The 23,791-nt window shown below is 73.1% G+C and carries 20 protein-coding genes; 5 read left to right on the top strand and 15 right to left on the bottom strand.

From position 1 onward, the window contains the following. Positions 1-49 precede the first annotated feature (49 nt). Entirely contained in the window at positions 50-475 is a 426-nt protein-coding gene (locus F7P10_RS35515; RefSeq protein ID WP_075896801.1) for an OsmC family protein, read from the top strand. A gap of 169 nt (positions 476-644) precedes the next feature. Here F7P10_RS35515 and F7P10_RS35510 read toward each other — a convergent pair whose 3' ends face one another. Then, positions 645-1,445 carry an isoprenyl transferase gene (locus F7P10_RS35510; protein ID WP_151016454.1) on the bottom strand — a complete coding sequence of 267 codons (801 nt, stop codon included), beginning with the start codon at positions 1,443-1,445 and terminating at the stop codon, positions 645-647. Beyond that, complete coding sequence (recO, locus tag F7P10_RS35505; protein ID WP_151016453.1) at positions 1,442-2,224, bottom strand: DNA repair protein RecO; 783 nt, start codon at positions 2,222-2,224, stop codon at positions 1,442-1,444. Before recO ends, F7P10_RS35510 begins: the two co-directional genes overlap by 4 nt. Positions 2,225-2,409: 185 nt before the next feature. Here recO and F7P10_RS35500 point away from each other — a divergent pair, with 185 nt between their 5' ends. Continuing rightward, positions 2,410-3,459, top strand: coding sequence for a M4 family metallopeptidase (locus F7P10_RS35500; protein WP_151016452.1), 1,050 nt, complete (start codon positions 2,410-2,412; stop codon positions 3,457-3,459). Positions 3,460-3,462: 3 nt separating this feature from the next. After that, positions 3,463-3,717: a protealysin inhibitor emfourin gene (locus F7P10_RS35495; RefSeq protein WP_151016451.1), complete on the top strand. Its 255-nt coding sequence runs from the start codon at positions 3,463-3,465 to the stop codon at positions 3,715-3,717. Positions 3,718-3,783: 66 nt separating this feature from the next. Here the strand turns inward: F7P10_RS35495 and F7P10_RS35490 are convergent, their stop codons facing one another. The 6 genes from F7P10_RS35490 to leuA form a co-directional block, all read right to left on the bottom strand. Next, on the bottom strand, positions 3,784-5,379 hold the full coding sequence (locus tag F7P10_RS35490) for a glycoside hydrolase family 13 protein (protein WP_151016450.1): 1,596 nt from the start codon (positions 5,377-5,379) through the stop codon (positions 3,784-3,786). Positions 5,380-5,434: 55 nt separating this feature from the next. After that, positions 5,435-6,313, bottom strand: coding sequence for a carbohydrate ABC transporter permease (locus F7P10_RS35485; RefSeq protein ID WP_151016449.1), 879 nt, complete (start codon positions 6,311-6,313; stop codon positions 5,435-5,437). Positions 6,314-6,319: 6 nt separating this feature from the next. After that, positions 6,320-7,255, bottom strand: coding sequence for a carbohydrate ABC transporter permease (locus F7P10_RS35480; RefSeq protein WP_151016448.1), 936 nt, complete (start codon positions 7,253-7,255; stop codon positions 6,320-6,322). A gap of 118 nt (positions 7,256-7,373) precedes the next feature. Beyond that, complete coding sequence (locus F7P10_RS35475; RefSeq protein ID WP_151016447.1) at positions 7,374-8,729, bottom strand: ABC transporter substrate-binding protein; 1,356 nt, start codon at positions 8,727-8,729, stop codon at positions 7,374-7,376. 184 nt (positions 8,730-8,913) lie between these two features. Next, positions 8,914-9,954 carry a LacI family DNA-binding transcriptional regulator gene (locus F7P10_RS35470; RefSeq protein ID WP_151016446.1) on the bottom strand — a complete coding sequence of 347 codons (1,041 nt, stop codon included), beginning with the start codon at positions 9,952-9,954 and terminating at the stop codon, positions 8,914-8,916. A 34-nt stretch (positions 9,955-9,988) separates the two neighbouring features. Continuing rightward, positions 9,989-11,701: a 2-isopropylmalate synthase gene (gene leuA / locus F7P10_RS35465; protein WP_151016445.1), complete on the bottom strand. Its 1,713-nt coding sequence runs from the start codon at positions 11,699-11,701 to the stop codon at positions 9,989-9,991. A gap of 409 nt (positions 11,702-12,110) precedes the next feature. Between leuA and F7P10_RS35460 the strand changes: the two genes are divergently transcribed. Then, entirely contained in the window at positions 12,111-12,923 is an 813-nt protein-coding gene (locus F7P10_RS35460; RefSeq protein ID WP_151016444.1) for a hypothetical protein, read from the top strand. Here the strand turns inward: F7P10_RS35460 and era are convergent. The 3 genes from era to F7P10_RS35445 form a co-directional block, all read right to left on the bottom strand. Further along, complete coding sequence (gene era, locus F7P10_RS35455; protein ID WP_151016443.1) at positions 12,914-13,849, bottom strand: GTPase Era; 936 nt, start codon at positions 13,847-13,849, stop codon at positions 12,914-12,916. The genes F7P10_RS35460 and era overlap by 10 nt on opposite strands. 182 nt (positions 13,850-14,031) lie before the next feature. Continuing rightward, positions 14,032-17,385 carry a BTAD domain-containing putative transcriptional regulator gene (locus F7P10_RS35450; protein ID WP_151016442.1) on the bottom strand — a complete coding sequence of 1,118 codons (3,354 nt, stop codon included), beginning with the start codon at positions 17,383-17,385 and terminating at the stop codon, positions 14,032-14,034. Between the two features lie 46 nt (positions 17,386-17,431). Further along, positions 17,432-19,570, bottom strand: coding sequence for an MMPL family transporter (locus F7P10_RS35445; protein WP_151016441.1), 2,139 nt, complete (start codon positions 19,568-19,570; stop codon positions 17,432-17,434). Between the two features lie 152 nt (positions 19,571-19,722). On the opposite strand from F7P10_RS35445, the gene F7P10_RS35440 reads away from it, so the two are divergent. Further along, positions 19,723-20,055 (top strand): cytidine deaminase, encoded by a 333-nt coding sequence (locus F7P10_RS35440; RefSeq protein WP_151016440.1) that lies wholly within the window; start codon positions 19,723-19,725, stop codon positions 20,053-20,055. Between the two features lie 30 nt (positions 20,056-20,085). Here the strand turns inward: F7P10_RS35440 and F7P10_RS35435 are convergent, their stop codons facing one another. From F7P10_RS35435 to F7P10_RS35420, 4 genes are all read right to left on the bottom strand, one after another. Beyond that, positions 20,086-21,423 (bottom strand): hemolysin family protein, encoded by a 1,338-nt coding sequence (locus tag F7P10_RS35435; RefSeq protein WP_176611788.1) that lies wholly within the window; start codon positions 21,421-21,423, stop codon positions 20,086-20,088. After that, positions 21,420-21,899, bottom strand: a complete 480-nt coding sequence (gene ybeY, locus F7P10_RS35430) for an rRNA maturation RNase YbeY (protein ID WP_151016439.1) — start codon at positions 21,897-21,899, stop codon at positions 21,420-21,422. The genes F7P10_RS35435 and ybeY overlap by 4 nt, the downstream gene beginning before the upstream one ends. Further along, positions 21,896-22,951 carry a PhoH family protein gene (locus tag F7P10_RS35425; RefSeq protein WP_151016438.1) on the bottom strand — a complete coding sequence of 352 codons (1,056 nt, stop codon included), beginning with the start codon at positions 22,949-22,951 and terminating at the stop codon, positions 21,896-21,898. The genes ybeY and F7P10_RS35425 overlap by 4 nt, the downstream gene beginning before the upstream one ends. 196 nt (positions 22,952-23,147) lie before the next feature. Further along, complete coding sequence (locus F7P10_RS35420) at positions 23,148-23,492, bottom strand: histidine triad nucleotide-binding protein (protein WP_151016437.1); 345 nt, start codon at positions 23,490-23,492, stop codon at positions 23,148-23,150. Between the last annotated feature and the right edge of the window lie 299 nt (positions 23,493-23,791).

The following is a 23,791-nucleotide window of genomic DNA, read 5'->3' as shown; positions in this document are numbered from 1 at the left end:
CGGCACCCCCGCCGTGACGTCCGCCTCACGATCACGAAAGAATGCCCGCATGGCTACGACTCGCACCGCCAACGCGCACTGGGAAGGGCCGCTCATGGGCGGCCAGGGCACGGTCTCGCTGGACTCCTCCAAGACCGGCACGTTCGACGTCACGTGGCCGTCGCGCGCCGAGGAGCCGGGCGGGAAGACCAGCCCCGAGGAGCTCATCGCCGCGGCGCACTCCACCTGCTACTCGATGGCCCTCTCGCACGGCCTCGCCGGGGCCGGGACACCGCCGGAGAAGGTCGACACCAAGGCGGAGGTCACCTTCCAGCCGGGCGAGGGCATCACCGGGATCCACCTGACGGTCCGGGCCAGCGTGCCCGGCCTGTCGGCCGGCGACTTCGAGAAGGCCGCGCAGGACGCCAAGGCCGGCTGCCCGGTCAGCAAGGCCCTCGCGGGCACGAAGATCACGCTGGACGCGGCCCTGGTGTAGGGGCGCCGCGCCCGCCCTCGGGCCCGCCCGCGGCCTCCTCCGCGAGCGGGCCCGACCCGCGTGCGCGAAAAGCCCCCCTCCAGCCCCGCCCGCGCGGACCCGGCCGCGCGCGGCGGGCCAGGCCGCGTTCCGGACGGCCGGAGCGGGCTCCGCGAGTGCGGGCCGCCCGTCAGGTTCCGGTCGGCGCGGGCTCCACCGGGTTCGGGACGGCGCCGCCGTAGCGGCGGTCGCGGGACGCGTAGAGCTCGCAGGCGTGCCACAGGTGCCGGCGGTCGAAGTCGGGCCACAGGGTGTCGAGGAACACCATCTCCGCGTACGCCGACTGCCACAGCAGGAAGTTGGACGTGCGCTGCTCTCCGGACGAGCGCAGGAACAGGTCCACGTCCGGGATCGACGGCTCGTCGAGGTAGCGGGCGAACACCTTCTCGTCGATCTTGTCGGGGTTGAGGCGGCCGTCCCGGACGTCGCGGGCGATCGCCGCCGCGGCGTCGATGATCTCCGCCCGGCCGCCGTAGTTCACGCAGAACTGGAGGGTGAGGACGTCGTTGTCGCGCGTCATCTCCTCGGCCGTCTCCAGCTCCTTGATGACGCTGCGCCACAGGCGGGGGCGCCGGCCCGCCCACCTGACGCGGACCCCCATCGAGTGGAGCTGGTCCCGGCGGCGGCGGATGACGTCCCGGTTGAACCCCATCAGGAACCGCACCTCGTCCGGGGAGCGCTTCCAGTTCTCGGTGGAGAACGCGTACGCCGACAGGTAGGGAACGCCCAGCTCGATCGCGCCCATGATGACGTCGAAGAGCGAGTCCTCGCCGCGCTTGTGCCCCTCGGTGCGCGGCAGCCCGCGCTCCTTGGCCCAGCGGCCGTTGCCGTCCATCACGATGGCGACGTGCCGCGGCACCAGATCCGCCGGGATCGCGGGCGGCGCGGCCCCGTCCCGGTGCGGCTCCGGCGGCAGAACACCCCTGCTCACACTCTCTCCTTGTCGTCGTCGATCCCGGCCGGGTCGCCGGTGGTCTCCCCGTCGCGCTCGACGTGCCGCAGCGAGCGGATCCCGTGCTCGAGATGCCACTGCAGGTAGGCGGCGACGAGGCCGCTCGTCTCCGCGCGGTGGCGCGGCTCGCTGGCGTCCGCGTACTCCCAGTCGCCGCGCAGCAGCGCCAGCATCAGCCGGAAGGTGGGCGGTGCCGGGGTCGCGGCCCCCGGACGGCGGCAGTTCGCGCAGACGGCGCCGCCCGCGGCGATCGCGAAGCCGCGCAGCCCGCCGCGCGCTCCGCACCGGCAGCACTCGTCCAGCGCGGGCGCCCACCCGGCGACCGACAGCGAGCGCAGCAGGTAGGCGTCCAGGACCAGGCGCGCGTCGTGGCTGCGGTCGGCGAGGGTGCGCAGCCCGCCGACCAGCAGGAGGAACTGTCGCAGCGCGGGCTCCCCTTCCTCGGCGGTGAGCTTCTCGGCGGTCTCCAGCATCGCGGTCCCGGCCGTGTAGCGGGAGTAGTCGGCGACCAGCCGCTCCCCGTAGGGGCGCAGGGTCTCGGCCTGCGTGATCAGGTCGAGCGACCGCCGCTCGTACAGCTGGAGGTCCACGTGGGTGAACGGCTCCAGCCGGGCGCCGAACCGCGACTTGGTCTTGCGGACGCCCTTCGCCGCGGCGCGGAGCCGGCCGGAGCGCCGGGTCAGCACCGTCACGATGCGGTCGGCCTCGCCCAGCTTCTGGGTGCGCAGGACGATGCCTTCGTCGCGGTAGAGGGTCACTCGTTCATTCTGGCGTACCCGTCCGGGTGCTCCGATGCCCGGCAGGACATCTCCCCAGGATCTCCACAAGCCCGGCCGAACAGTACCCCTCCGCATGGACACAATCACGTATCGTGACCGGAATCGGCCGCGGTCACGCGGTGAAACCCGTGGCCAGACGGCCGGTGACCTGTCAGCGTTGCGGCATGAGATGCCACATCGTGCCGCCGCACATGCTGGAACGCCTCGCCCGCGACGCCGGCGACCCGGTCGTGAGCGCCCGGGCCCGCCGTACCATGGCGCTCACCTCCGCCCAGTACGTCCGGCGGCTGGTGCCCGCGCCCGCCCGCGCCCCGGAGGAGGACTTCGTCCCGAAGCGGACGATCCACGACGCCGAGGGCCGGGAGACGCTGCCCGGCCGCGCCGTCCGGAAGGAGGGCGACCCGGCGACCGGGGACGCGGTCGTGGACCGCTCCTACGACTGGCTCGGCGCCACCTTCGACTTCTTCGAGGAGGTCCACCGGCGCGACTCCATCGACGGCGCCGGGCTGCCGCTGGTCTCGACCGTCCACTACGGGGACGGGTACGCCAACGCCTTCTGGGACGGCGAGCAGATGGTGTACGGCGACGGCGACGGCGTGGTCTTCACCGATTTCACCGGCCCGCTCGACGTCACCGGCCACGAACTCGTCCACGGCATCACCCAGCACACCGCGAACCTGGAGTACTACGGCCAGGCGGGCGCGCTGAACGAGTCGGTGTCGGACGTGTTCGGGTCGCTGGTCAAGCAGTGGCATCTCGGGCAGACCGCCGACCGGGCCGACTGGCTGATCGGCGTGGGCCTGCTCGCCGAGGGCGTCCGGGGCGTCGCGCTGCGCTCGATGAAGGAGCCCGGCACCGCCTACGACGACCCGCGGCTCGGCAAGGACCCGCAGCCCGGGCACATGGACGACTACGTCGAGACGTACCGCGACAACGGGGGCGTCCACATCAACTCCGGGATCCCCAACCGCGCGTTCCACCTGGCGGCCACCGCGATCGGCGGCAACGCCTGGGAAAAGGCGGGCCTCGTCTGGTATGACGTCCTCACCGGCGGCACGCTGGCGGTGGACGTCGACTTCGCCGGTTTCGCCGCCGCGACCGTCCGCGCCGCGGCGACCCGCTTCGGCGCGGACGCGGCGGAGACGGAGGCGGTGCGCCGGGGCTGGACGGGCGTGGGGGTGCCCGTCGCGGCGGCGTCGGAGGCGTTGAGGTGAACGGTGAAGGTGACAGTCGTCCGCAGCGGAGGGTTCGCCGGAATCGAGCGGCGCGCCGAGTCCGACAGTGCGAGTGACCCGGTCCTGGCCGGGCTCGTCCGGCGCGTCGACCTCGGTGCGGTGCCGCCCCCGGGGCGGCACCCCGACCAGTTCCTGTACGAGATCGAGATCGACGGCCGGCGGACCACCGTGGGCGAGGCGCAGCTGAGCGGGCCGCTGCGCGAACTCGTCCACCACGTCCTCGGCCGGGCGCACTGACCCCGGCGCGCCCGATCCGGACGGTGGCGGCGGGGACCGCGCGGCGACCGCGGTCCCCGCGCCCGGTCACGCGTTCCCGCCGCCCGTGAACGCGGTCGCGGTGCTCTCGAGCAGCCAGACGGCCGTGTCGGGCGGCAGTTCACCGTCCGGCGGTTCGCCGCTGGACAGCAGCACTTCCCCGTCCGGCAGCGGGAACGGTCCCTCGCCGAGGTTGACGACGCAGGTCAGCCCGGTCTCGCGGGTGAACGCCAGGACGTCCTCCGGGGCGGGCCGCCAGCGGAGCGTGCCGTCGCCCAGGTGGTCGCGGCGCAGGGCGAGGGCCGTCCGGTAGAGGGCCAGCATCGAGCCGGGGTCGGCGTCCTGCGCCTCGACGGTGAGCGCCTTCCACTCGGCGGGCTGCGGGAGCCACGGGTCGCCGCCGAAGCCGAACGGCGGTTCGTCCCCGGACCACGGGAGGGGCACGCGGCAGCCGTCCCGGCCCGGGTCGGTCCGGCCCGAGCGGTGCCAGATGGGGTCCTGGCGCAGGTCGTCCGGCAGGTCCTCGACCTCGGGCAGGCCGAGCTCCTCCCCCTGGTAGATGTAGGCGGAACCCGGCAGCGCCAGCGCCAGCAGCGCCGCCGCCCGCGCGCGCCGGACGCCGAGGGCGCGGTCGGTGTGGGCACCGAGCCGGCGGTCCTGCAGGTCGAACGAGGTGTCGGCGCGGCCGTACCGGGTGACCGGCCGGACGACGTCGTGGTTCGCGAGCACCCAGGTCGGCGGGGCCCCGATCGGGCCGTGCGTGGCGAGCGTCGTCTCGATCACCTTGCGGAGGGCGTGCGGCTCCCACGCGCAGTTCAGGAAGTCGAAGTTGAACGCGGTGTGCATCTCGTCCGGGCGCAGGTAGCGCGCGAAGCGCTCCTGGTCGGGCAGCCACACCTCGCCGACCAGCATCCGCCCCGGATACCCGTCGGTGATCTTCCGCCAGCCCCGGTAGATCTCGTGGACGCCGTCGCGGTCGGTGTAGGGGTCGAGGCCGTCCGGTTCGGCGTCGGGGTCCTTGACCAGCAGCGCCGCCGAGTCGATGCGGACGCCGTCCACGCCGCGGTCGTACCAGAACCGGAGCACGTCGTGGAAGTCGCGGACGACGTCTCGGCTGTTCCAGTTGAAGTCGGGCTGCTCGGGCGCGAACAGGTGCAGGTACCACTCGCCGTCCGGGACGCGCGTCCACGCGGGCCCGCCGAAGATCGACCGCCAGTCGTTCGGGGGCTCGGCGCCCCGGTCGCCCCGGCCGGGACGGAACCAGAACCGGGCGCGCTCGCGCGAGCCGGGACCGGCGGCGAGGGCCTCACGGAACCAGGCCGTCCGGTCGGACGCGTGGTTCGGCACCACGTCCAGGATGATCCGCAGGCCGGCCGCGTGCGCCTCGGCGACGAACGCCTCCGCGTCGGCGAGGGTGCCGAACTCCGGGGCGACGTCCCGGTAGTCGGCCACGTCGTAGCCGCCGTCGGCCATCGGGGACGGGTACCACGGGTTCAGCCACAGGGCGTCGACGCCGAGGCCGGCGAGGTAGGGCAGCCGTGCGCGCAGCCCGGCGAGGTCGCCGACGCCGTCGCCGTTCCCGTCGGCGAAGCTGCGCGGGTACACCTGGTAGATCACCGCGTCGCGCCACCATGCTTCGGGCATGCGAGAACTCCTTGAGGTCGTGAGAAGGGAACGGGCAGGGAGCGGAGGAGCCGGGTCAGCCCTTCAGGCCGCCCGCCGTGAGTCCGGCCATGATCTGGCGCTGGAAGATGAAGAAGACGACGATCGTGGGCAGGCTGGCGATGACGAGCGAGCCGATCAGCACGTTCTGCGGCACCTGCACCGCCAGCGACGAGATCGCCACACTGATCGTCTTCTTCTCGCCGTCGGGCAGGACGAGCAGCGGCCAGACGAAGTCGCGCCAGACGTTGACGATCGTGAAGATCGACACCACGCCGATGATCGGCCGGGACACCGGCAGCACGATCGACCACAGGATGCGGGCGGGCGCCGCGCCGTCCACCTCGGCGGCGTCGATCAGCTCGGTGGGGATCGAGTCGAAGAAGCGTTTGAGCAGGAAGATGTTGAACGCGTTGGCGGCGGCCGGGAGCCAGATGGCCCACGGGGTGTTGAGCAGGTTGGCGCCGAGGAGCGGCAGGTCCTTCACGGTGAGGTAGGCGGGCAGCAGGATCACCATCGGCGGGATCATCAGGGTCGCCAGCATCATCCCGAGGACCGCGCGGCCGAACAGCGGCCGCAGCCTCGACAGCGCGTACGCGGCGGACACGTCCACGGCGAGGGTGAACAGCCACGCCCCGAACGCGTACACGAACGTGTTCCGCATGTAGAGGCCCAGGTCGAGCTGGCGCCACGCCTCCCGGTAGGCGCCGAGGTCGACGTCCCCCGGCCAGAGGCTCGGCGGCACCTCGGCGAGCTGCTCGGGCGACTTCATCGCGCCCGTAACCATCCAGTACAGCGGGAAGACGAACACGAACGTGAACGTCACGACGACGGTCGTCAGGACCGTCCAGTAGACGGCCTTGCCGCGCCGGGTGCCGAGCGTGTGCGGCGAGACGAGCGTGCGGGTCTGCGTCATGGGTGCCTACCTCGGGTCGTCACGCGAAACGCGCAGGTAGACGGCGGAGAACAGCATCAGCACGACCATGAGCATCAGCCCGAGCGCGCCGCCGCCGCCGAAGTTCGTGAAGTTGAACGCGTACTGGTACATCAGGTAGACGACGGTGACGGTCGCGTTCTCCGGGCCGCCGCCGGTCAGCAGGTACGGCTCGATGAAGACCTGCATCGTCGCGATGACCTGCAGGAGCAGCATCACGAGCAGGATGAGCCTGGTCTGCGGGATCGTGATGTGCCGGATGCGCCGGAAGAGTCCCGCGCCGTCCAGTTCGGCGGCCTCGTACAGCTCGCCGGGGATCGTCTGGAGCGCGGCGAGGTAGATGAGGGTGCCGCTGCCGAGGTTCATCCAGGTCGACACCAGCACCAGCGACAGCAGCGCGGTGCCGGTCGAGTCGAGCCACTGCAGCCCCGGCAGGCCCGCCAGGCCCAGGACCTGGTTGAACAGGCCCGATCCCGGGTCGTAGAACCATTTGAACAGCAGCACCACGACCGCGGGCGGCAGCATCACCGGCAGGTACACGACGAACCGCAGGTAACCGCGCGCGTGCCGCAGCTCGTTCAGCACGATCGCGATCGTGAACGGGACGGCGTAGCCGATCACCAGCGCGAGCACCGTGAAGATCGCGGTGTTCTTCCAGGCGTCCCAGAACACCGGGTCCGCGAGGACGGTGCGGAAGTTCTCCAGGCCCACCCAGCGCGTGTCGCCGACGAAGTTCGTCTGCTGGAAGCTGAGCAGGATCTCCCGCACGATCGGATACCAGGAGAAGAACGCGAAGCAGATCAGCGCCCCGCACAGGAATCCGTAGGCGGTCAGGTTGCGCCGCACGGCCCGCCGCCCCCGGGTCGCCTTGCGGTGCCGGCGGGGCGGCGCGGCCGGGCGCGCCGGTGTCCGCAGTGTGAGCATGAGGTCCCCTCGGGGGCGCCGGCGTCGGGCCGGCGCCCCGGTTCGGGTGTCGGTTCGGAGATGTCCGGGGCCCAGGGCTCCGGGGATCCGGGGATCCGGGGATCCGGGGATCCGGGCGTCAGTTCACCGACCGCGCGAGGACGGCGTCGCCCTTCTCGCGCGCGTCCGCGAGCAGCGCGTCGATGTTCGCGTCACGCCTGGTCAGCACGGCCGACACGACCGAGTCGAGGATCGCGTACAGCTTCTGCGCGTGCGGCGGCTCCAGCTTCGCCGGGACGGACGCGTAGGCGTCCTCGTACGGCCTGAAGTTCGCGACCGGCAGGTTCGCCGACGCGGCCCGCAGCTCCCGATCCTTCCGCCCCACGGCGTTGTCCCCGAACAGCTTCGGCTGCGGCAGCCCCACCGGACGCCCGTTCCCGGCGGCCCGCGCGTAGTTCAGCTGCCCCTGGCCGGGGGTGATCGCGTAGAACTCGAGCCACATGAGCCCGGCCTTGATCTGCTCGGGCGAGGCGTCGGGGCTGAACATGTAGCCGTCCCCGCCCAGCAGCGTGCCCTTCGCCCCGGGGATCGGCGCCATCCCGTAGTTCCCGTAGTCGCCGTTGAACTGGTCGACCAGTGCGGTCGCGTTGTCGGGCGCGCCGAGGAACATGCCGAGCTCTCCGGCGGCCATCATCCGCTGCACGTCGGCCGCCACGAGGAGCTGCTTGCCGCCCATCGAGTCGTCCGTCCAGCGCATGTCCTTGAGCGTCTGCAGGACGGCCCTGCCCTGCGGGCCGTCGAAGGCGGTCTTCTTCCCGTCCGGCGTCACCATGGCGCCGCCCTGGCTGTAGAGGGACGTGGTGAAGTGCCAGCCGCCCTGGTTCTGCGAGCTGAGCTCGGCGAAGCCGACGACGCCGTCGCCGAGGTCGCTGATCCTCTTCGCGGCGGCCCGCACCTCGGGCCACGTCCGCGGCGGCGCGTCCGGGTCCAGGCCGGCCTTCTCGAACAGTTCGCGGTTGTAGAACAGGCCCATCGTGTAGTTCTGCCGCGGCAGCCCGTACACCTCGCCGTCCTTCTCGAACACCTTCCGCACCGCGGGGTCGAGGCTCCCGTGGTTCTCGACCTGCCCGAGGTAGGGGGTGATGTCGGCGGCCTGGCCCTTGGCGACGATGCTGTTGACGTCGGTGAAGTAGACGTAGAAGAGGTCCTCCATCTGCCCGCCGGCCAGCTTCGCCTGGAAGGTGTTCGGGTCGATGCAGGGGAAGGCGTCCTTGCCGACGACCTTGATGTTGGGGTGGAGCTTCTGGAACGCGGCGACGTCCTCGTTCCACTCCTTGCGCTGCGCCTCCTGGCTCTTGGCCGGCATGCAGCCGACAGTGATCGTCACCTCGGTGTCGGCGCCGAGCGGCGAGGTGTCCGCGCCGCCGCCCCCGTCCCCGCCGCAGCCGGCGAGAACGGACGTGGCGAGCAGGGTGGCGAGAATCCGGGATCTCATGGGGTTCCCTCCTGGGCCGTGGGGGTCGGCCAATTGCGAGGAACATACAGAGACCTACATCACAATGCAATACATGAATGAACATACGCAAAAAGTCGACAGCAATGCTCTGACCTGGCGTAATCGATCGCAAGCAGACGCAAGCCGACGGGGCGGCGACGAAAGGGCGACGAGCGGACGGGCGTCAGGCCGGCACGCGGCTCGGCGCGCTGGGCGCGCTGGGCGCGCTGGGCGCGGTCGAGGCGCGGACCACCAGTTCGGGCTCGTAGAGGAGTTCCTCGGCGGTGACGGAGCCGCCCTCGACCTGGTTCACCAGCAGCGTCACGGCCGCGCGGCCGATCGACTCGATGGGCTGGCGGACGGTCGTCAGCGGCGGGTCGACGCAGTTCATGAACGCGGAGTCGTCGTAGCCGACGACCGACACGTCGCCGGGGACGGACATGCCGAGGCGGCGGACGGCGCGGATGACGCCGAGCGCGAGCGGGTCGCTGGCGCAGATCACGCCGGTGACGCCGTCGCGGATGAGGCGCCCGGTCACCGCCTGGCCGCCCTCGAGGGAGAACATCGCGCGGCGGATGCGGGAGCCGGGCAGGTCGACGCCGGCGCGCTCGGCGGCGGCGCGGACGGCGGCGAGCTTGCGGCGGCACGGGACGTGGTCCTCGGGTCCGAGGACCACGCCGATGCGCTCGTGGCCGAGGGACAGCAGGTGCCCGAACGCCTGCTCGGCGGCGACGGCGTCGTCGGTGGACACCTGCGGGAAGTCGAGCCGGTCGGCGGCGGCGTTGACCAGCACGACCGGCAGCCGCACGTCCAGGAGCCGGTGGTAGTGGTCGTGGACGGCGTCGGCCTCGGCGTACAGCCCGCCCGCGAAGATCACGCCGGACGCCTGCTGCTGCAGCAGCATCTCGACGTAGTCGGCCTCCGACAGTCCGCCGGGGGTGAGGGTGCACAGGACGGGCGTGAACCCGCGCTGGGCGAGCGCGCCGCCGACCACCTCGGCCAGCGCCGGGAAGATCGGGTTGCCGAGTTCGGGCAGGACCAGCCCGACCAGGCGGGCGCGCTCGCCGCGCAACTGCGTGGGGCGCTCGTAGCCGAGGACGTCGAGGGCGGTCAGCACCGCCGCGCGGGTCGCCGCCGAGACGCCGGGCTTGTCGTTCAGGACCCGGCTGACCGTGGCCTCGCTGACCCCGACCTTCTTGGCGACCTCCGCCAGTCGACGTGCCATGCACGCAACTATAGAGCGCCTTCGCGCAAACCGCTTACTTCGTTTGCGCGCGGGCGACGCGGTTGACGGCCGACAGCATCGCCTTGAGCGAGGCCGTGACGATGTTGCCGTCGATCCCGACGCCCCACACCGTGGCGCCGTCCACGTCGCACTCGACGTACGCCGCGGCGCGGGCGTCGCCGCCGGCGCTCATCGCGTGCTCGGCGTAGTCCAGGACGCGGACGTCGATCCCGACCGTGGCCAGTGCGTCCTCGAACGCCGACACCGGCCCGTTGCCGAGGCCCTCGATCTCGCGGATCTCGCCGTCCACCCGGACGTCGCAGCTGAGCGCGTCCTTCTCGTCGACGCGGGACGTCGTCCGGTGGGCCAGCAGGCCGACGCGGGGCCCGTTGGACAGGAACTCGCCCTCGAAGATCTCCCACATGCGGGCGGCGTCGACCTCGCCGCCCTCGCTGTCGGTGTGCTCCTGCACCACCCGGGAGAACTCGATCTGCAGCCGCCGCGGCAGCTCCAGCGAATGCTCGGTCTTCATGATGTAGGCGACGCCGCCCTTGCCGGACTGGCTGTTGACCCGGATGACGGCCTCGTAGGTGCGGCCGACGTCGTGCGGGTCGATCGGCAGGTACGGGACCTCCCACCGGTACTCCTCGACGGGCGTCCCGGCGGCCGCGGCGTCGATGCGCAGGTGGTCGAACCCCTTGTTGATGGCGTCCTGGTGGGATCCGGAGAACGCGGTGTAGACCAGGTCGCCGCCGTAGGGGTGCCGCTCGTGGACGGGCAGCTGGTTGCAGTACTCGACGGTGCGGCGGATCTCGTCGATGTCGGAGAAGTCGATCTGCGGGTCGACGCCCTGGGTGAACATGTTCAGCCCCAGGGTGACCAGGCACACGTTGCCGGTGCGCTCGCCGTTGCCGAACAGGCAGCCCTCGATGCGGTCGGCGCCCGCCTGGTAGCCCAGCTCGGCGGCCGCCACCGCGGTCCCGCGGTCGTTGTGCGGGTGCAGCGACAGGATGACCGAGTCGCGGTAGGCCAGGTGCCGGTTCATCCACTCGATCTGGTCGGCGTACACGTTCGGGGTGGCCATCTCGACGGTCGCCGGCAGGTTCACGATGACCTTCTTGTCCGGCGTCGGCTTCCACACGTCGTTGACGGCGTTGCAGATCTCGACGGCGTACTCCAGCTCGGTGCCGGTGAACGACTCCGGCGAGTACTGGAAGAAGATCTCGGTGTCGCCCATGTCTTCGGCGAGCTTGGCGCACAGCTTCGCGCCCTCGACGGCGATCGCGGTGATGCCGTCGCGGTCCTGCCCGAACACCACGCGGCGCTGCAGCGTGCTCGTCGAGTTGTACAGGTGGACGATCGCCTGCTTCGCGCCGCGCACCGACTCGAACGTCCGCTCGATCAGTTCCGGCCGGGCCTGCGTCAGCACCTGGATCACGACGTCGTCGGGGATGCGGCCCTCGTCGATGATCTGCCGGACGAAGTCGTAGTCGGTCTGGCTCGCCGCGGGGAACCCGACCTCGATCTCCTTGTAGCCCATCCGGACGAGCAGTTCGAACATCCGCAGCTTCCGGTCGGCGTCCATCGGGTCGATCAGCGCCTGGTTGCCGTCCCGCAGGTCGACGGCGCACCAGCGCGGGGCCTGCGTGATGGCGGCGTCCGGCCAGGTACGGTCCGTCAGCTTGACCGGGGTGAAGGGGCGGTATCGCTCGAAGGGCATACCGGAGGGCTGCTGTGCCGGGTACATGCGGTGGGATCTCCCTGCTCGAACCTTGCGGCCGACGTCCACGTCAGAGTCCCGCAGCGAGGGAGCCGACCTTGGTTACAGGCCCCCGCTGCGGCCGCTAAGGAGGAGCAGCGCACCAGACACGCTCATCAAAGTAACAGATGACATCCGTGCTCCGGAAACCATCGTCCGCATATTGAGATGACTGAAGCATGTCGAGATGACTGAAGCATGTCGAGATGACTGAAGCATGTCGAGATGACTGAAGCATGTCGAGATGACTGAAGCATGTCGAGATGACTGAAACACAACTAGATGACCGAAGTATGACGAGACGATCGGGGCCTCTTCCGTCACGGGAACGTCATCGGACGTCCGGGACATTCCCGCCCGTCCACGACCCGGCGGTTCCTCCCCTTACGCTGGGTCCATGACCGGTGACCTGGGATCCGACGCGGGCCGCGCGCGGTCGCGCCCGCAGTTCCTGCCGCCCGACGACGGTCTGCCGCCGCCGCTGCCCGAGGACGCCGCGCCCCCGCCGCCGCCTCCCGAGCCGGAACCGCGGCGGGGCGGCATCGGCTGGAGCATCGCGCTGATCGCGTCCGCGGCGGCGCTGCTGGTGTCGGCGTTCCTGCCGTGGGCGCGCGCCTCGGTCGTCGTCGACCTGTTCGGCAGCGCGATCACCCGGGAGGTCGCCACCGCGGCCGGCATCGACGCCGACGACGTCGTGCTGGCGGTCCCGGTGTTCGCGGTCGTCGCGATCGTGATGGCGTCCTGGGACCTGCTCGCCCGCGACACGCGGATCACCGCGCTCGCGGCCGTCCCCGGCGTCCTGTCGCTGCTGGCGTGCCTGCTGTTCCTGCTCCGCCTCGACGACGCGGCCGACGACCTGCCCACCGGCGGGCTCGACGTCGGCTACGAGATCAGCGTGCAGTACGGGTGGTACGTGGCGGTCGGCGCGTCGCTGCTGGTCACCGGGTTCAGCCTGGCGCGCCCCATCAGCGCGCGGCTGGGCGCCGGACGCGCGCGGCAGGCCGCCTACCCGCAGGACGGGTACGCGGCCGACCAGTACGCCCACGACCCGTACGCGCAGCATCCGTACTACGGCCAGTACGCGGGCGACCCGAACGCGGTCTGGCCGCAGCAGAACGGCTGGGAGGCGCAGCCCGGCGAGCCCGCGCCCCACGACCCGTCCGAACCCCGCGCCGACTCCCGGGACGAGCGCCGCGACGATCAGTCGTAGAAGCCGAGCCGCCGCAGCTGCTTGGGGTCGCGCTGCCAGTCCTTGAGGACGCTGACCCGCAGGTCGAGGTAGATCCTCGTGCCGAGCAGCGCCTCGATCTGTCGCCGCGCCGCCGCGCCCACCTCGCGCAGCCGGGCGCCGCGGTGCCCGATGATGATGCCCTTCTGGCTGGGGCGTTCGACGAACAGGTGCGCGTAGACGTCGACGAGGTCGTCCCGTCCCTCGCGCGGCGCCATCTCGTCCACCACGACGGCGATGGAGTGCGGCAGCTCGTCCCGGACGCCCTCGAGCGCGGCCTCCCGGATCAGCTCGCCGACCATCAGCTGCTCGGGTTCGTCGGTGAGATCGCCCTCCGGATACAGCGGCATGCCCTCCGGCAGCCGCGAGACCAGCAGCTCGCCGACCAGATCGACCTGGAAGCCGTCCTGGGCCGAGCAGGGCACGATGTCGGCGAACTCTCCGAGCCGCCCCACCGCGAGGAGCTGCTCGGCCACCTGCTCGGGCGCGGCGAGGTCGGTCTTGGTGACGATCGCCACGACCGGCGTCTTCTTCACGCCCGCCAGTTCGCGGGCGATGTACTTGTCCCCCGGGCCGACGGGCTGGTCCGCGGGCACGCAGAACCCGATGACGTCGACCTCCGTGAGCGTGGACCGGACGAGGCTGTCGAGCCGCTCGCCCAGCAGCGTCCGCGGCTTGTGCAGGCCCGGCGTGTCGACCACGACGAGCTGCCCGTCCGGCCGGTGCACGATCCCGCGGATCGCCCGCCGGGTCGTCTGCGGCCGGCTGCTGGTGATCGCCACCTTGGTCCCGACGAGCGCGTTCATCAGCGTCGACTTGCCCACGTTCGGCCGTCCGATGAAGCAGGCGAAGCCCGCCCGGAATCCTTCGGGCGGCGGAGCGGTCGTCAGATCTCCCGTCGATGTCACCCCTAGATTGTCCCTCACCCGCACCCCGCCTCCGCCCGCCCGCCGACCCCCACTCCGCTAGCGCTCCGCTCCGGTCGTCGGTCAGACCCACCACAGTGAGAGGCGACCCCCCACACCCCCCGGCAAAAGCAGCCGCCCGCCCGCCGACCTCCACTCCGCTAGCGCTCCGCTCCGGTCGTCGGTCAGGCGGCGGGGCTTCCGAGCCCCGCCAGGGCCTCGCGGGCGAGCCGGGACCACAGCGGCGCGCCGAGGGTGTCGGCCGCGCGGGCGGCGCGGCGGTAGTGCGCGGCGGCGACCCCCTCGGGACGCCCGAGGTGGACGGCGAGGTCGCCGAGGACGTGCGCGACCGGGCCGATCGTGGCGAACGTGGTGCAGCCGCCGGTGAAGTGCCCCTCGTACGGCAGCAGCGCCGCGTACGCCTCCTCGGCGACGTCGCGCTGGTCCAGCGCGATCGCGCGGTGCGCGCGGACCGCCACGGCGAGGTCGTGGAAGTAGTCGGGACGGATGGGGCCGGCGGCGGCGACGGCCGCGCGGGCCTCCGCGGCGCGGCCGGCGCCGGCCAGCGCGAGCGCGTGGATGTCGGCGGTCACCGCGACGTGCGGCCACCGCCGCGCCAGCCAGGCGGCCTGCTCCAGCATCTCGCCCGGCCGTCCTTGGACGAGACTGAGGCAGAACGCCCCCAAACCGACGATGCCGTCCTCGCTGCTCCAGATCCCGGTGCGGCCGATGTCCTCGCTGACCTCGGCGTAGACGCGTTCGGCCGCGTCGAAGCGGGCGGCGAGAACGTGCACCAGCCCGGAGTACCAGCTCGCGATGAGCCCGAGCAGCGGCAGCCCGTACTGGTCGGCGAGGCGCCGCCCCGCGGCCAGGTGCGTCTCCGCGGCGGCCAGGTCCAGCGCGGCCACGGACGTCTGCTGGAGCTGGAGGTGCGCGAGGACGCGGTACGCGCCGAGGTCGTGCTCCTCGGCGAGGTCGAGCAGTTCGCAGGCGAGCCGCCGCCGCAGCGCGAGGTCGCCGGCGCTCCGGTAGCCGTTGATGTAGCGGCCGTTGAGCGCGACGGCCAGCAGGGCGGGGCGGCCGAGGGCGCGGGCCAGCGCGACCGCCTCGTCGGCCGCGGTGACCCCCCGGTCGTCGAAGTCGCCCTCCAGCTCGATCGCCAGGCTGGTCAGCAACCGGACGCGCAGTTCGTCCGCGCCGTCCGGGAGCCGGTGCAGCGCGTCCTCGGCGGCGTCGATGACGTCCCGGTCGCAGGTGCCGTACTCGCGGCTGGTCCACAGCGTCGGGACGTCGAAGGCGGTGATGACGCGGGCCAGCAGCCGGACGTCGCCGAGGTCGCGGGCGGCGGCGATGGCGCGCAGCCGCCGGTCCCGGGCCTGCATGACGTCGCCGGACAGCCCGCAGGCGCGGATCGCGGCGACCTCGGTCTCCAGCCGGTCGCGGGCGGCGCCGGGGCCCTGCGCGCGGAGCGTCTCGGCGGCGCGGACCCACAGGTCGGCGGCGAGACCGTGCGCGAACCGGGCCTCGGCCGCCTCGGCGGCGAGGGTCGCGTACCGGACGGCCTTGCCCGGTTCGGCGCCCGACTCCAGGTAGTGGTGCGCGATCGCGGCGACCTCGGCGGGGCGGTGCCGTTCCAGCGCGGCGGCGACCCGGCCGTGCAGGCGGGTGCGGCGCGCCCGGGACGGCCCGTCGTAGAGGGTGTCGCGGACGAGCGCGTGCACGAAGCGGATCCGGCCGGGCGCGGGCTCGGTGACGAGCCCGGCGGCGAGGGCCGCCTCGACGGCGTCGACGACGGTCTCCTCGTCGCGCGCGAGGTCGGTGAGGACGGCGAGGTCGGCGTCCCGGCCGACGACGGCGGCGTCGCGCAGGACGTCCCGGGCGGGTTCGGGGAGGCGCGCGATGCGGCGGCGCAGGACGTCGCCGACCCCGGCGGGCACGCGGCGGACGGCGGCGGGGGTGCCCTCGGCGTCCAGCAGCCGGGCCGTCTCCCGGACGAAGAAGGGGTTGCCGCCGGTGCGTTCGGCGATGTCGGACGCCTCGGCGGCGGCGACGCCGGTCGTGCAGGTGGCGCGGAGGAGTTCGGCGACCTCGGCGGGGCCGAGGCCGCCGAGGTCGATGCGCAGCGGCTCACGGCGGGCGAGGGCGGCGAGCGCCGCGGCGAGCCGGTCGGGCGCCTCGGTGCGGCGGAACGTGGCGGCGAGCAGGACGCGCCGGTCGCGGAGCCGTTCGGCGAGCCGGACCAGCAGCGCGAGGGTCTCGTCGTCGGCCCAGTGCAGGTCCTCCAGGACGAGCAGCAGCGGGGCCCGGTCGGCGATCCCGGCGAGGTAGTCGCCGACGGCGAGGTGGAGCCGGAACCGTCCGGTGGTGACGTCGCCGTCGCCGCCCCCGGCCGCCGCGTCGCGCAGGAGCGGGCCGAGGCGCGCGGCGACGCCGGCGGCGGGCGGCGCGGCGGCGGCGAGGTCGCGCAGCAGTTCCGCCCACGGCCAGGCGGCGGGCGCGCCGCCGGTCTCCTGCGCGCGGCCCCACGCGCACGTCCAGCCCCGTTCGCCGAGCCGGCGCGCGAACCGCTCGGCAAGCGCGGTCTTGCCCATGCCCGCGTCGCCGCCGAGGAGGACCACGCCGCCCCGTTCCGCCGCGCCGTCCAGCAGGGCCAGCTCGTTCTCCCGCCCGACGAACGCGCCCCCCGGCTCCGCGGCCTCCGGCGGGTCCGCGACGCGGAGCCGCACGGGTGCGGGCGGGGCGTCGCCGGGCGGGGCGCCCAGGTCCGGGGTCTGGGCGAGGATGCCGGCCTCCAGGCGGCGCAGCGCGGGCCCGGGGTCGACGCCGAGCTGCTCGGCGAGCGCGGCGCGGGCCCGGCGGAGCGCCGCGAGCGCGTCCCCCTGGCGTCCCGCCCGGTACAGCGCGAGCGCGAGCAGCCGCCACGCCTCCTCCCGCAGCGGCTCGGCGGCGGCGTGCTCCTCCAGGTCGGGAACGGCCTCGGCGGCTCCCCCCAGCGCCAGCAGCGCCTCGGCGCGGCGCTCGACGGCGAGCCGGCGGCGCTCGTCCAGCCGGACGGCCTCGGCGGCGGCCCACGGCAGGCCGGCGAACTCGGCGTAGGCGGGGCCGCCCCAGCGGGCGAGGGCGTCCTCGGCGCGGCGGCGCGCCGCCGCCGGGTCGCCGGCCGCCAGCAGCGTGCCCGCCTCGCCGACCAGCGCGTCGAACCGCCAGGCGTCCACGTGCCCGTCCGGCAGCCGCAGCGCGTAGCCGGGCGGGGCGGTGACCAGGACGCGCGCGGGCGTGCGGGGCGGGCGGCGCGGCTCCAGGGCCCGCCGCAGGTGCGACACGAACGACTGCAGGCCGGCGCCCGCGCGGGGCGGGGCCGTCCCGGCCCACAGGTCCTCGACGAGGGCGTCCGCCGGGACCATCCGGCCGTGCGCGGCGGCGAGCCGGGCCAGCACCGAACGGCGGCGGGGGCCGCCGAGGTCGGCCGGGGCCCCGTCCACCACCGCGCCGAAGGCGCCCAGCACGCTGACGACGGGCGCGTCAAGAACGGTCGACATGTCCCGATCAGCGTAACCGGGGCATGCCGACCGCCGTGATCGGCTCCTAGGTGCGGCTGGGCTCCGGGGTCCGGGGCTCGGCGCCCGCCGCCGGGGGCACCGCGGCGCCGTGCAGGTCGACGCTGGGCAGGACCTTGGCGAGCCATCCGGGCAGCCACCAGTTCCCGCGCCCGAGCAGCGCCATCGCGGCCGGGACCAGGACGAGCCGGACGACCGTCGCGTCCAGCGCGACGGCGACCGCGAGGCCCACGCCCATCTGCTTGATCACCAGGCTCGGGTCGGCCGCGAACCCGAGGAACACCGCCACCATGATCAGCGCCGCGCTGGTGATCACCCGGCCGGTCACCGCGAGGCCGCCCGAGACCGCACCGCGCGCGTCCCCGGTCCGCAGCCACTCCTCCCGGACGCGCGACAGCAGGAACACCTCGTAGTCCATCGACACGCCGAACAGCACCGCGAACATCAGCAGCAGGATGAAGCTGGACACCGGGACGCTGTGCGGCAGCCCGAGCAGCTCGGCGCCCCACCCCCACTGGAACACGGCGGTGAGCACCCCGTACGCGGCGGCGATCGACAGCAGGTTCATCAGGGCCGCCTTCAGCGGCGCGAGGACCGACCGGAAGACGAGCACCAGCATGACGAACGACGTCGCCACCACCGCTCCGATCACCGGCCACAGCCGCTCGGCCAGTGTCCGCGTCAGGTCCACGTAGGCGGCCGTGTTCCCGGTGATCTCCGCCCCGGGCGGCAGGACGTCCGCGCGGATCCGGTCGACGAGGGGGGTGACCCGCTCGTCCTGCGGCCCGTACTCGGGCGTCGCGACGATCACCGCCGCGTCCCGCGCGTCCGACAGCCGGGGCGGCGCGACGGCCGCGATCCCCTCGGTGGCGGCGAGTCGGTCGCGCAGCCCCGGCAGCACGCCGGGATCGGTCTCGCGGAGGTCGACCGCCACCAGCAGCGGGCCGTTGTCGCCCGGCCCGTACGCGTCGGCGACCAGGTCGTAGGCCTGCCGCGCGGTGTTGGAGGTCGGCTCGCTGCCCGCGTCGCTCGGCCACGTGCGCATGCCGAGCGCGGGCGCGGCCAGCGTGAGCATCAGCATGAGCCCCGCGAGGAGCCACGGCCACGGGCGGCGGCCGACGTGCAGCGCCCAGCGGCGGACGCGCGGCGAGTCGGTCGCGGGCGCCGCACCGGACGCGCGGTCGCGGCGGCGCAGCACGCGCCGTCCGGCGAGCCCGAGCACCGCGGGCAGCAGCGTGACCGCGCTCGCCACGGTCGCCGCCACCACGATCCCGGTCGCGAACCCCATGGTCATGAACACCGGGATCCGGGACAGCACCAGCCCGCACAGCGCCAGCAGCACCGTGAAACCGGCGAAGAGCACGGACTGGCCGGCGGTGGCGATGGCGCGGCCCGCCGACTCCGGGACGTCCAGGCCCGCGGCCAGTCCCTCGCGGTGCCGGGTGAGGATGAACAGCGCGTAGTCGATCCCGACACCGAGTCCCACCATCACCGCGAGCGTCGGGGCGGTCGTCGCCACGTTCGACACCGCCGCGAGCAGCATGATCCCCGACACGCCCGCGCCCAGCCCGGCCAGCGCGACCGCCAGCGGCAGCCCCGCCGCCACCACGGACCCGAACGCCACCAGCAGGATCACCAGGGCGGCCACGACGCCGACCGCCTCCGCGACCCCGCCGGGCGCGGTGACGTTCTCGGGCACCTGCCCGCCGAACTCCACCTGGTACCCGGCGTCCTCCAGGTTCGCCGTCGCGCCGCGCAGGGCGTCCAGCGTCGGCCCGGTCTCCAGGTCGGTGACCGGCACCGAGTACCGGACGGTCAGCAGCGCGGTGCGCCCGCCGGCGCCGAACCGCGGCGGATCGACCGCGGCGGCGTCCGGCAGCTCGCGCAGCTCGCCGCTCGCGGCGGCGAGCGCGGCCGGGTCGACGCGCCCGTCGCCGGAGTGCACGACCACGCGGGCGTCGGCGCCGGACAGTGCCGGGAACCGGTCCCGCAGCAGCTCGGTGGCCCGCTGCGAACCGGTCCCCTCGAGGGTGTAGTCGTCCTGCAGCGAGCCCCCGCCCGCGGCGGCCGCCCCTCCCACCGCGGCGACCAGCACCAGCCAGACGACGACGAACCGCCACGGGCGCAGGGCGGCGGCCCTGCCCAGGCGGTACAGCAGACGGGACATCACGTTCCCCCAGAAGTCAGGATTCGAGACTCCGAGGGTGCCGCCCGCCGCTTGGCGCCCACTTGGCACCGACTTGCCGCCGCGCTCGCCGCCGGTCGCGGCGGGTCGATGTGCGTTGATGGACGTCCGCGCGAGTCCCGTACGATCGGGGCGTGAGCGAGCTGAACGACGAGGACGCGAAGATCATCACCCTGGCGCGGTCGTCCCGGGCGCGGGGCGGGGCGGCCGAGGGCGCCGCCGTGCGCGACGAGACCGGACGCACCTACGCCGCGACCAGCGTGGACCTGCCGTCGCTGCGGCTGTCGGCGCTCAAGGTCGCGGTCGCGATGGCGGTGTCCAGCGGCGCCGAGGACCTCGAGGCCGCCGCCGTCGTCACCGCCGCCGACGCGCCCGACCCGTCGGACGTCGCCGCCGTCCGCGACCTCGGCCCCAAGGCGCCCGTCCTGGTCGCGAGCCCCGACGGCACGCTCCGCGCCACCCTCTGACCCGTCCCCGGCCGGGACCGGGGCGGGGCGTCAGACCTCCCCGCCGCCGGTGTCGATGCGCCGGACCAGGACGGTGCCGATGCGGTTGCGGCGACCGGCGATCGTCTCGGCCTTCAGTGACAGCACGGCCCCGCGCGCGGCCCCGCCGTCGTCATCGTCGTCCGGGGTGCGCGGCGCGGAGCCGACCTCCGCCGTCGAGCCCTCGATCGGGACGCGGCCGAGGGCGCGCGCCAGCAGCCCGCCGACCGTGTCGACGTCCTCGGCGTCGATCTCGACGTCGAACAGTTCGGCGAGGTCGTCGACCGGCAGGCGGGCCGTCACCCGGGCGGCCTCGCCGTCCAGCCAGCTCACCGGCGGGATCTCCCGGTCGTACTCGTCGGTGATCTCCCCGACGATCTCCTCCAGGATGTCCTCGATCGTGACGAGCCCCGCCGTCCCGCCGTACTCGTCGATGACGATCGCGACGTGGATCCGGCGGGCCTGCATCTCCCGCAGCAGCTCGTCGATCGGCTTGCTGTCGGGCACGAACGTCGCGGGGCGCATCACCGAGTCGACCGTCTCGACCGACTCGGCCTCGTGGTGCTCGTGGCTGCGCCGGACGACGTCCTTGAGGTAGGCGATGCCGACGACGTCGTCCTCGTTCTCCCCGACCACCGGGATGCGGGAGAAGCCGCTGCGCAGCGCCAGCGACATCGCCCGCCGCAGCGTCTTGTCCCGCTCGACGAACACGATGTCGGTGCGCGGCACCATCACCTCGCGGACGAGCGTGTCGCCCAGCTCGAACACCGAGTGGATCATCTCGCGCTCGTCCGGCTCGATGAGGCTGCGCTGCTCGGCCAGGTCGACCAGGTCGCGCAGCTCCGCCTCGGACGCGAACGGCCCCTCGCGGAAGCCCTTGCCGGGCGTCAGCGCGTTGCCCAGCAGGATCAGCAGCCGCGGCAGCGGGCCGAAGACGCGGGTCACCGGGTGCAGGACGGCCGCGCCCGCGAGCGCGATCCGGTCGGCGTGCTGGATGCCGAGGGTGCGGGGCGCCACCCCGACCGCCACGTAGCTCACCACGATCATGAACGCGGCGGCGACGACGTAGGCGGGCCACGTCTCGTCCAGCCACGAGATGCACAGGTCCGCGACGATCACGGTGGCGACCAGCTCGCAGCCGATGCGCAGCAGCAGCACCATGTTCACGTAGCGGGCCGGGTCGGCGACGACCTCGGCCAGCCGCTTCGAGCCCCGCCGCCGCTCCCTGGCGAACTCCTCCACCGTCACGCGGGAGACGCGCGCGAGCGCCGTCTCCGTGCTGGCCAGCAGGCCCGCGAGGACCACCAGCAGGGCCGCGAGCCCGGCCAGCCACGCCTGCGCCGTGGTCACCGCCGGCCGCGTTTCTCCCGCCAGGAGGTGAGCAGCTCGGCCTGCAGGCCGAACATCTCCTTGTGCTCCTCCGGCTCGGCGTGGTCGTACCCGAGGAGGTGCAGGATGCCGTGCGTGCACAGCAGTTCCAGCTCGTCCTCGGTGCTGTGCCCGGCGGTGCGGGCCTGCCGCTCGGCGACCGACGGGCACAGCACGACGTCGCCGAGCAGCCCCGGATCGGCCTCGTCGTCCTCGTCGGCCCCGCCGGACAGGTGCCCGGGGCGCAGCTCGTCCATCGGGAACGACAGCACGTCGGTCGGGCCCGGCTCGTCCATCCACCTGACGTGCAGCTCGGTCATCGCGTCCTCGTCGACCAGCAGGACCGACAGCTCCGCGAGCGGATGCACGCGCATGCCGTCCAGAACGTGCCGGGACAGTTCGGCGAGGGTGTTCCCGTCGACGTCCGCGCCCGACTCGTTCAGCACCTCGATGCTCAACGCTGCCCTCGCTTGCGACCGGACCCGCCGCCGCGCGCCGTGTCCTTCTTGAACTGGGGCACCCGCGACTCGTCGTAGCGGTTGTAGGCGTCCACGATGTCGGTGACCAGCTTGTGCCGGACGACGTCATGACTGGTCAACCGGGTGAAGTGGATGTCCTCGACGCCCTCCAGGATGTCCTGGACGACGCGCAGGCCGCTCTGCGTCCCGTTCGGCAGGTCGACCTGGGTGACATCGCCGGTCACCACGACCTTGGAGCCGAACCCGAGCCGGGTGAGGAACATCTTCATCTGCTCGGGCGAGGTGTTCTGCGCCTCGTCGAGGATGATGAACGAGTCGTTCAAGCTCCGCCCACGCATGTACGCCAGCGGGGCGACCTCGATGGTTCCGGCGGCCATCAGCCGGGGGATCGAGTCGGGGTCGACCATGTCGTGCAGCGCGTCGTACAGCGGCCGCAGGTACGGGTCGATCTTCTCGTAGAGCGTGCCGGGCAGGAACCCGAGCCGCTCCCCCGCCTCGACCGCCGGCCGGGTCAGGATGATCCGGTTGACCTGCTTCTCCTGCAGCGCGCGGACGGCCTTGGCCATCGCCAGGTACGTCTTGCCGGTGCCCGCCGGGCCGATGCCGAAGACGATCGTGTGCTTGTCGATCGCGTCGACGTACCGCTTCTGGTTGAGCGTCTTGGGGCGGATCGTCCGGCCGCGGCCGGACAGCACGTTCAGGTTGAGCACCTCGGCCGGACGGGCGTCGCCCTCACCGCGCAGCATCGCGAGGCTGCGCTCGACCGCGTCGGGGGTGAGCTGCGTGCCGCCCTTCAGCATCTCCAGCATCTCGGTGAAGAGGCGGGAGACCAGGCCGGTGTCCGTCTCGGACCCGGTCACGGTGATCTCGTTGCCGCGGACATGGATGTCGATGCCGTCGCCGAACGCTCGCTCGACCGCCTGGAGCAACTCGTCCCGGGAGCCCAGGAGGCTCACCATCGAATGGTCGTCCGGCACCACGATCTTGATCTGGGCGCGGTCGTCGCGCCCGGTGTGAGTTGATTCGACCATCAGCCGGGCCTTGCGGCCTCTCAGACCTGCCTTCTGTCTGCTCCGGGTGTGCAAGGGATGTCGGTTCCATGGTACCGACCGCCCTCCACGGTGCGCCGCCGTATTTCCGCTCGCCCCGGCATGTCCGCGGCCCGCGAAACGGCGTCCCGGGGCCCGGCGGCCCCCCGCGCCGCGCCCCGTCCCGTCCGGTGTCCGGTCAGCCGGGGGGCCAGTTCAGGCCACGGCCGCCCAGCACGTGCGCGTGCACGTGGAAGACGGTCTGCCCGGCCTGCGCGCCGGTGTTGAACACGACCCGGTAGCCGGTGTCGGAGATGCCCTCGTCCTCGGCGACCCGGTGCGCCTCGCGGAGCACCTCGGCGAGCAGCTCGGCGTCGGCCGCGGCCAGCTCGCCCACCGTCGGATGGTGGTCCTTCGGGATGACCAGGACGTGCGTGGGCGCCTGCGGGTTTATGTCGCGGAACGCCACGGCCCGGTCCGACGAGCGGACCACCTTCGCCGGCACGTCCCCGGAAACGATCTTGCAGAACAGGCAGTCGGTCATCTGTCTCCCCTCCCGCGGCGGCGGCCGCGATCGGAATCCTATCGAGACCGCCTCGGCCATGGTCGGCGCCGCCCCCGCGCCGATAGGGTTTTCCGCGATCGATCTCCGGTTGTCGATCCGTTTCCGACCGGCCACTGGTTAAGGTTGTCAATTCAAGGCGTACCCTCCGGTTCGCAGGCATTGCGGCACGCCTCGGCGCGGTCGGGTACGCCCGATCGACGCCGCTCTCGGGGTGGTCGACCGAAAGGACGGCCGGGGGACGGCAAAGGCGGCGGATAGGTGACCGAGGCAGACCAGAA

It is taken from the genome of Actinomadura sp. WMMB 499, assembly GCF_008824145.1.
Classification (GTDB): domain Bacteria; phylum Actinomycetota; class Actinomycetes; order Streptosporangiales; family Streptosporangiaceae; genus Spirillospora.
Note: the sequence above shows the minus strand (reverse complement) of the source record. Positions and strands in the feature narration are given on the sequence as shown.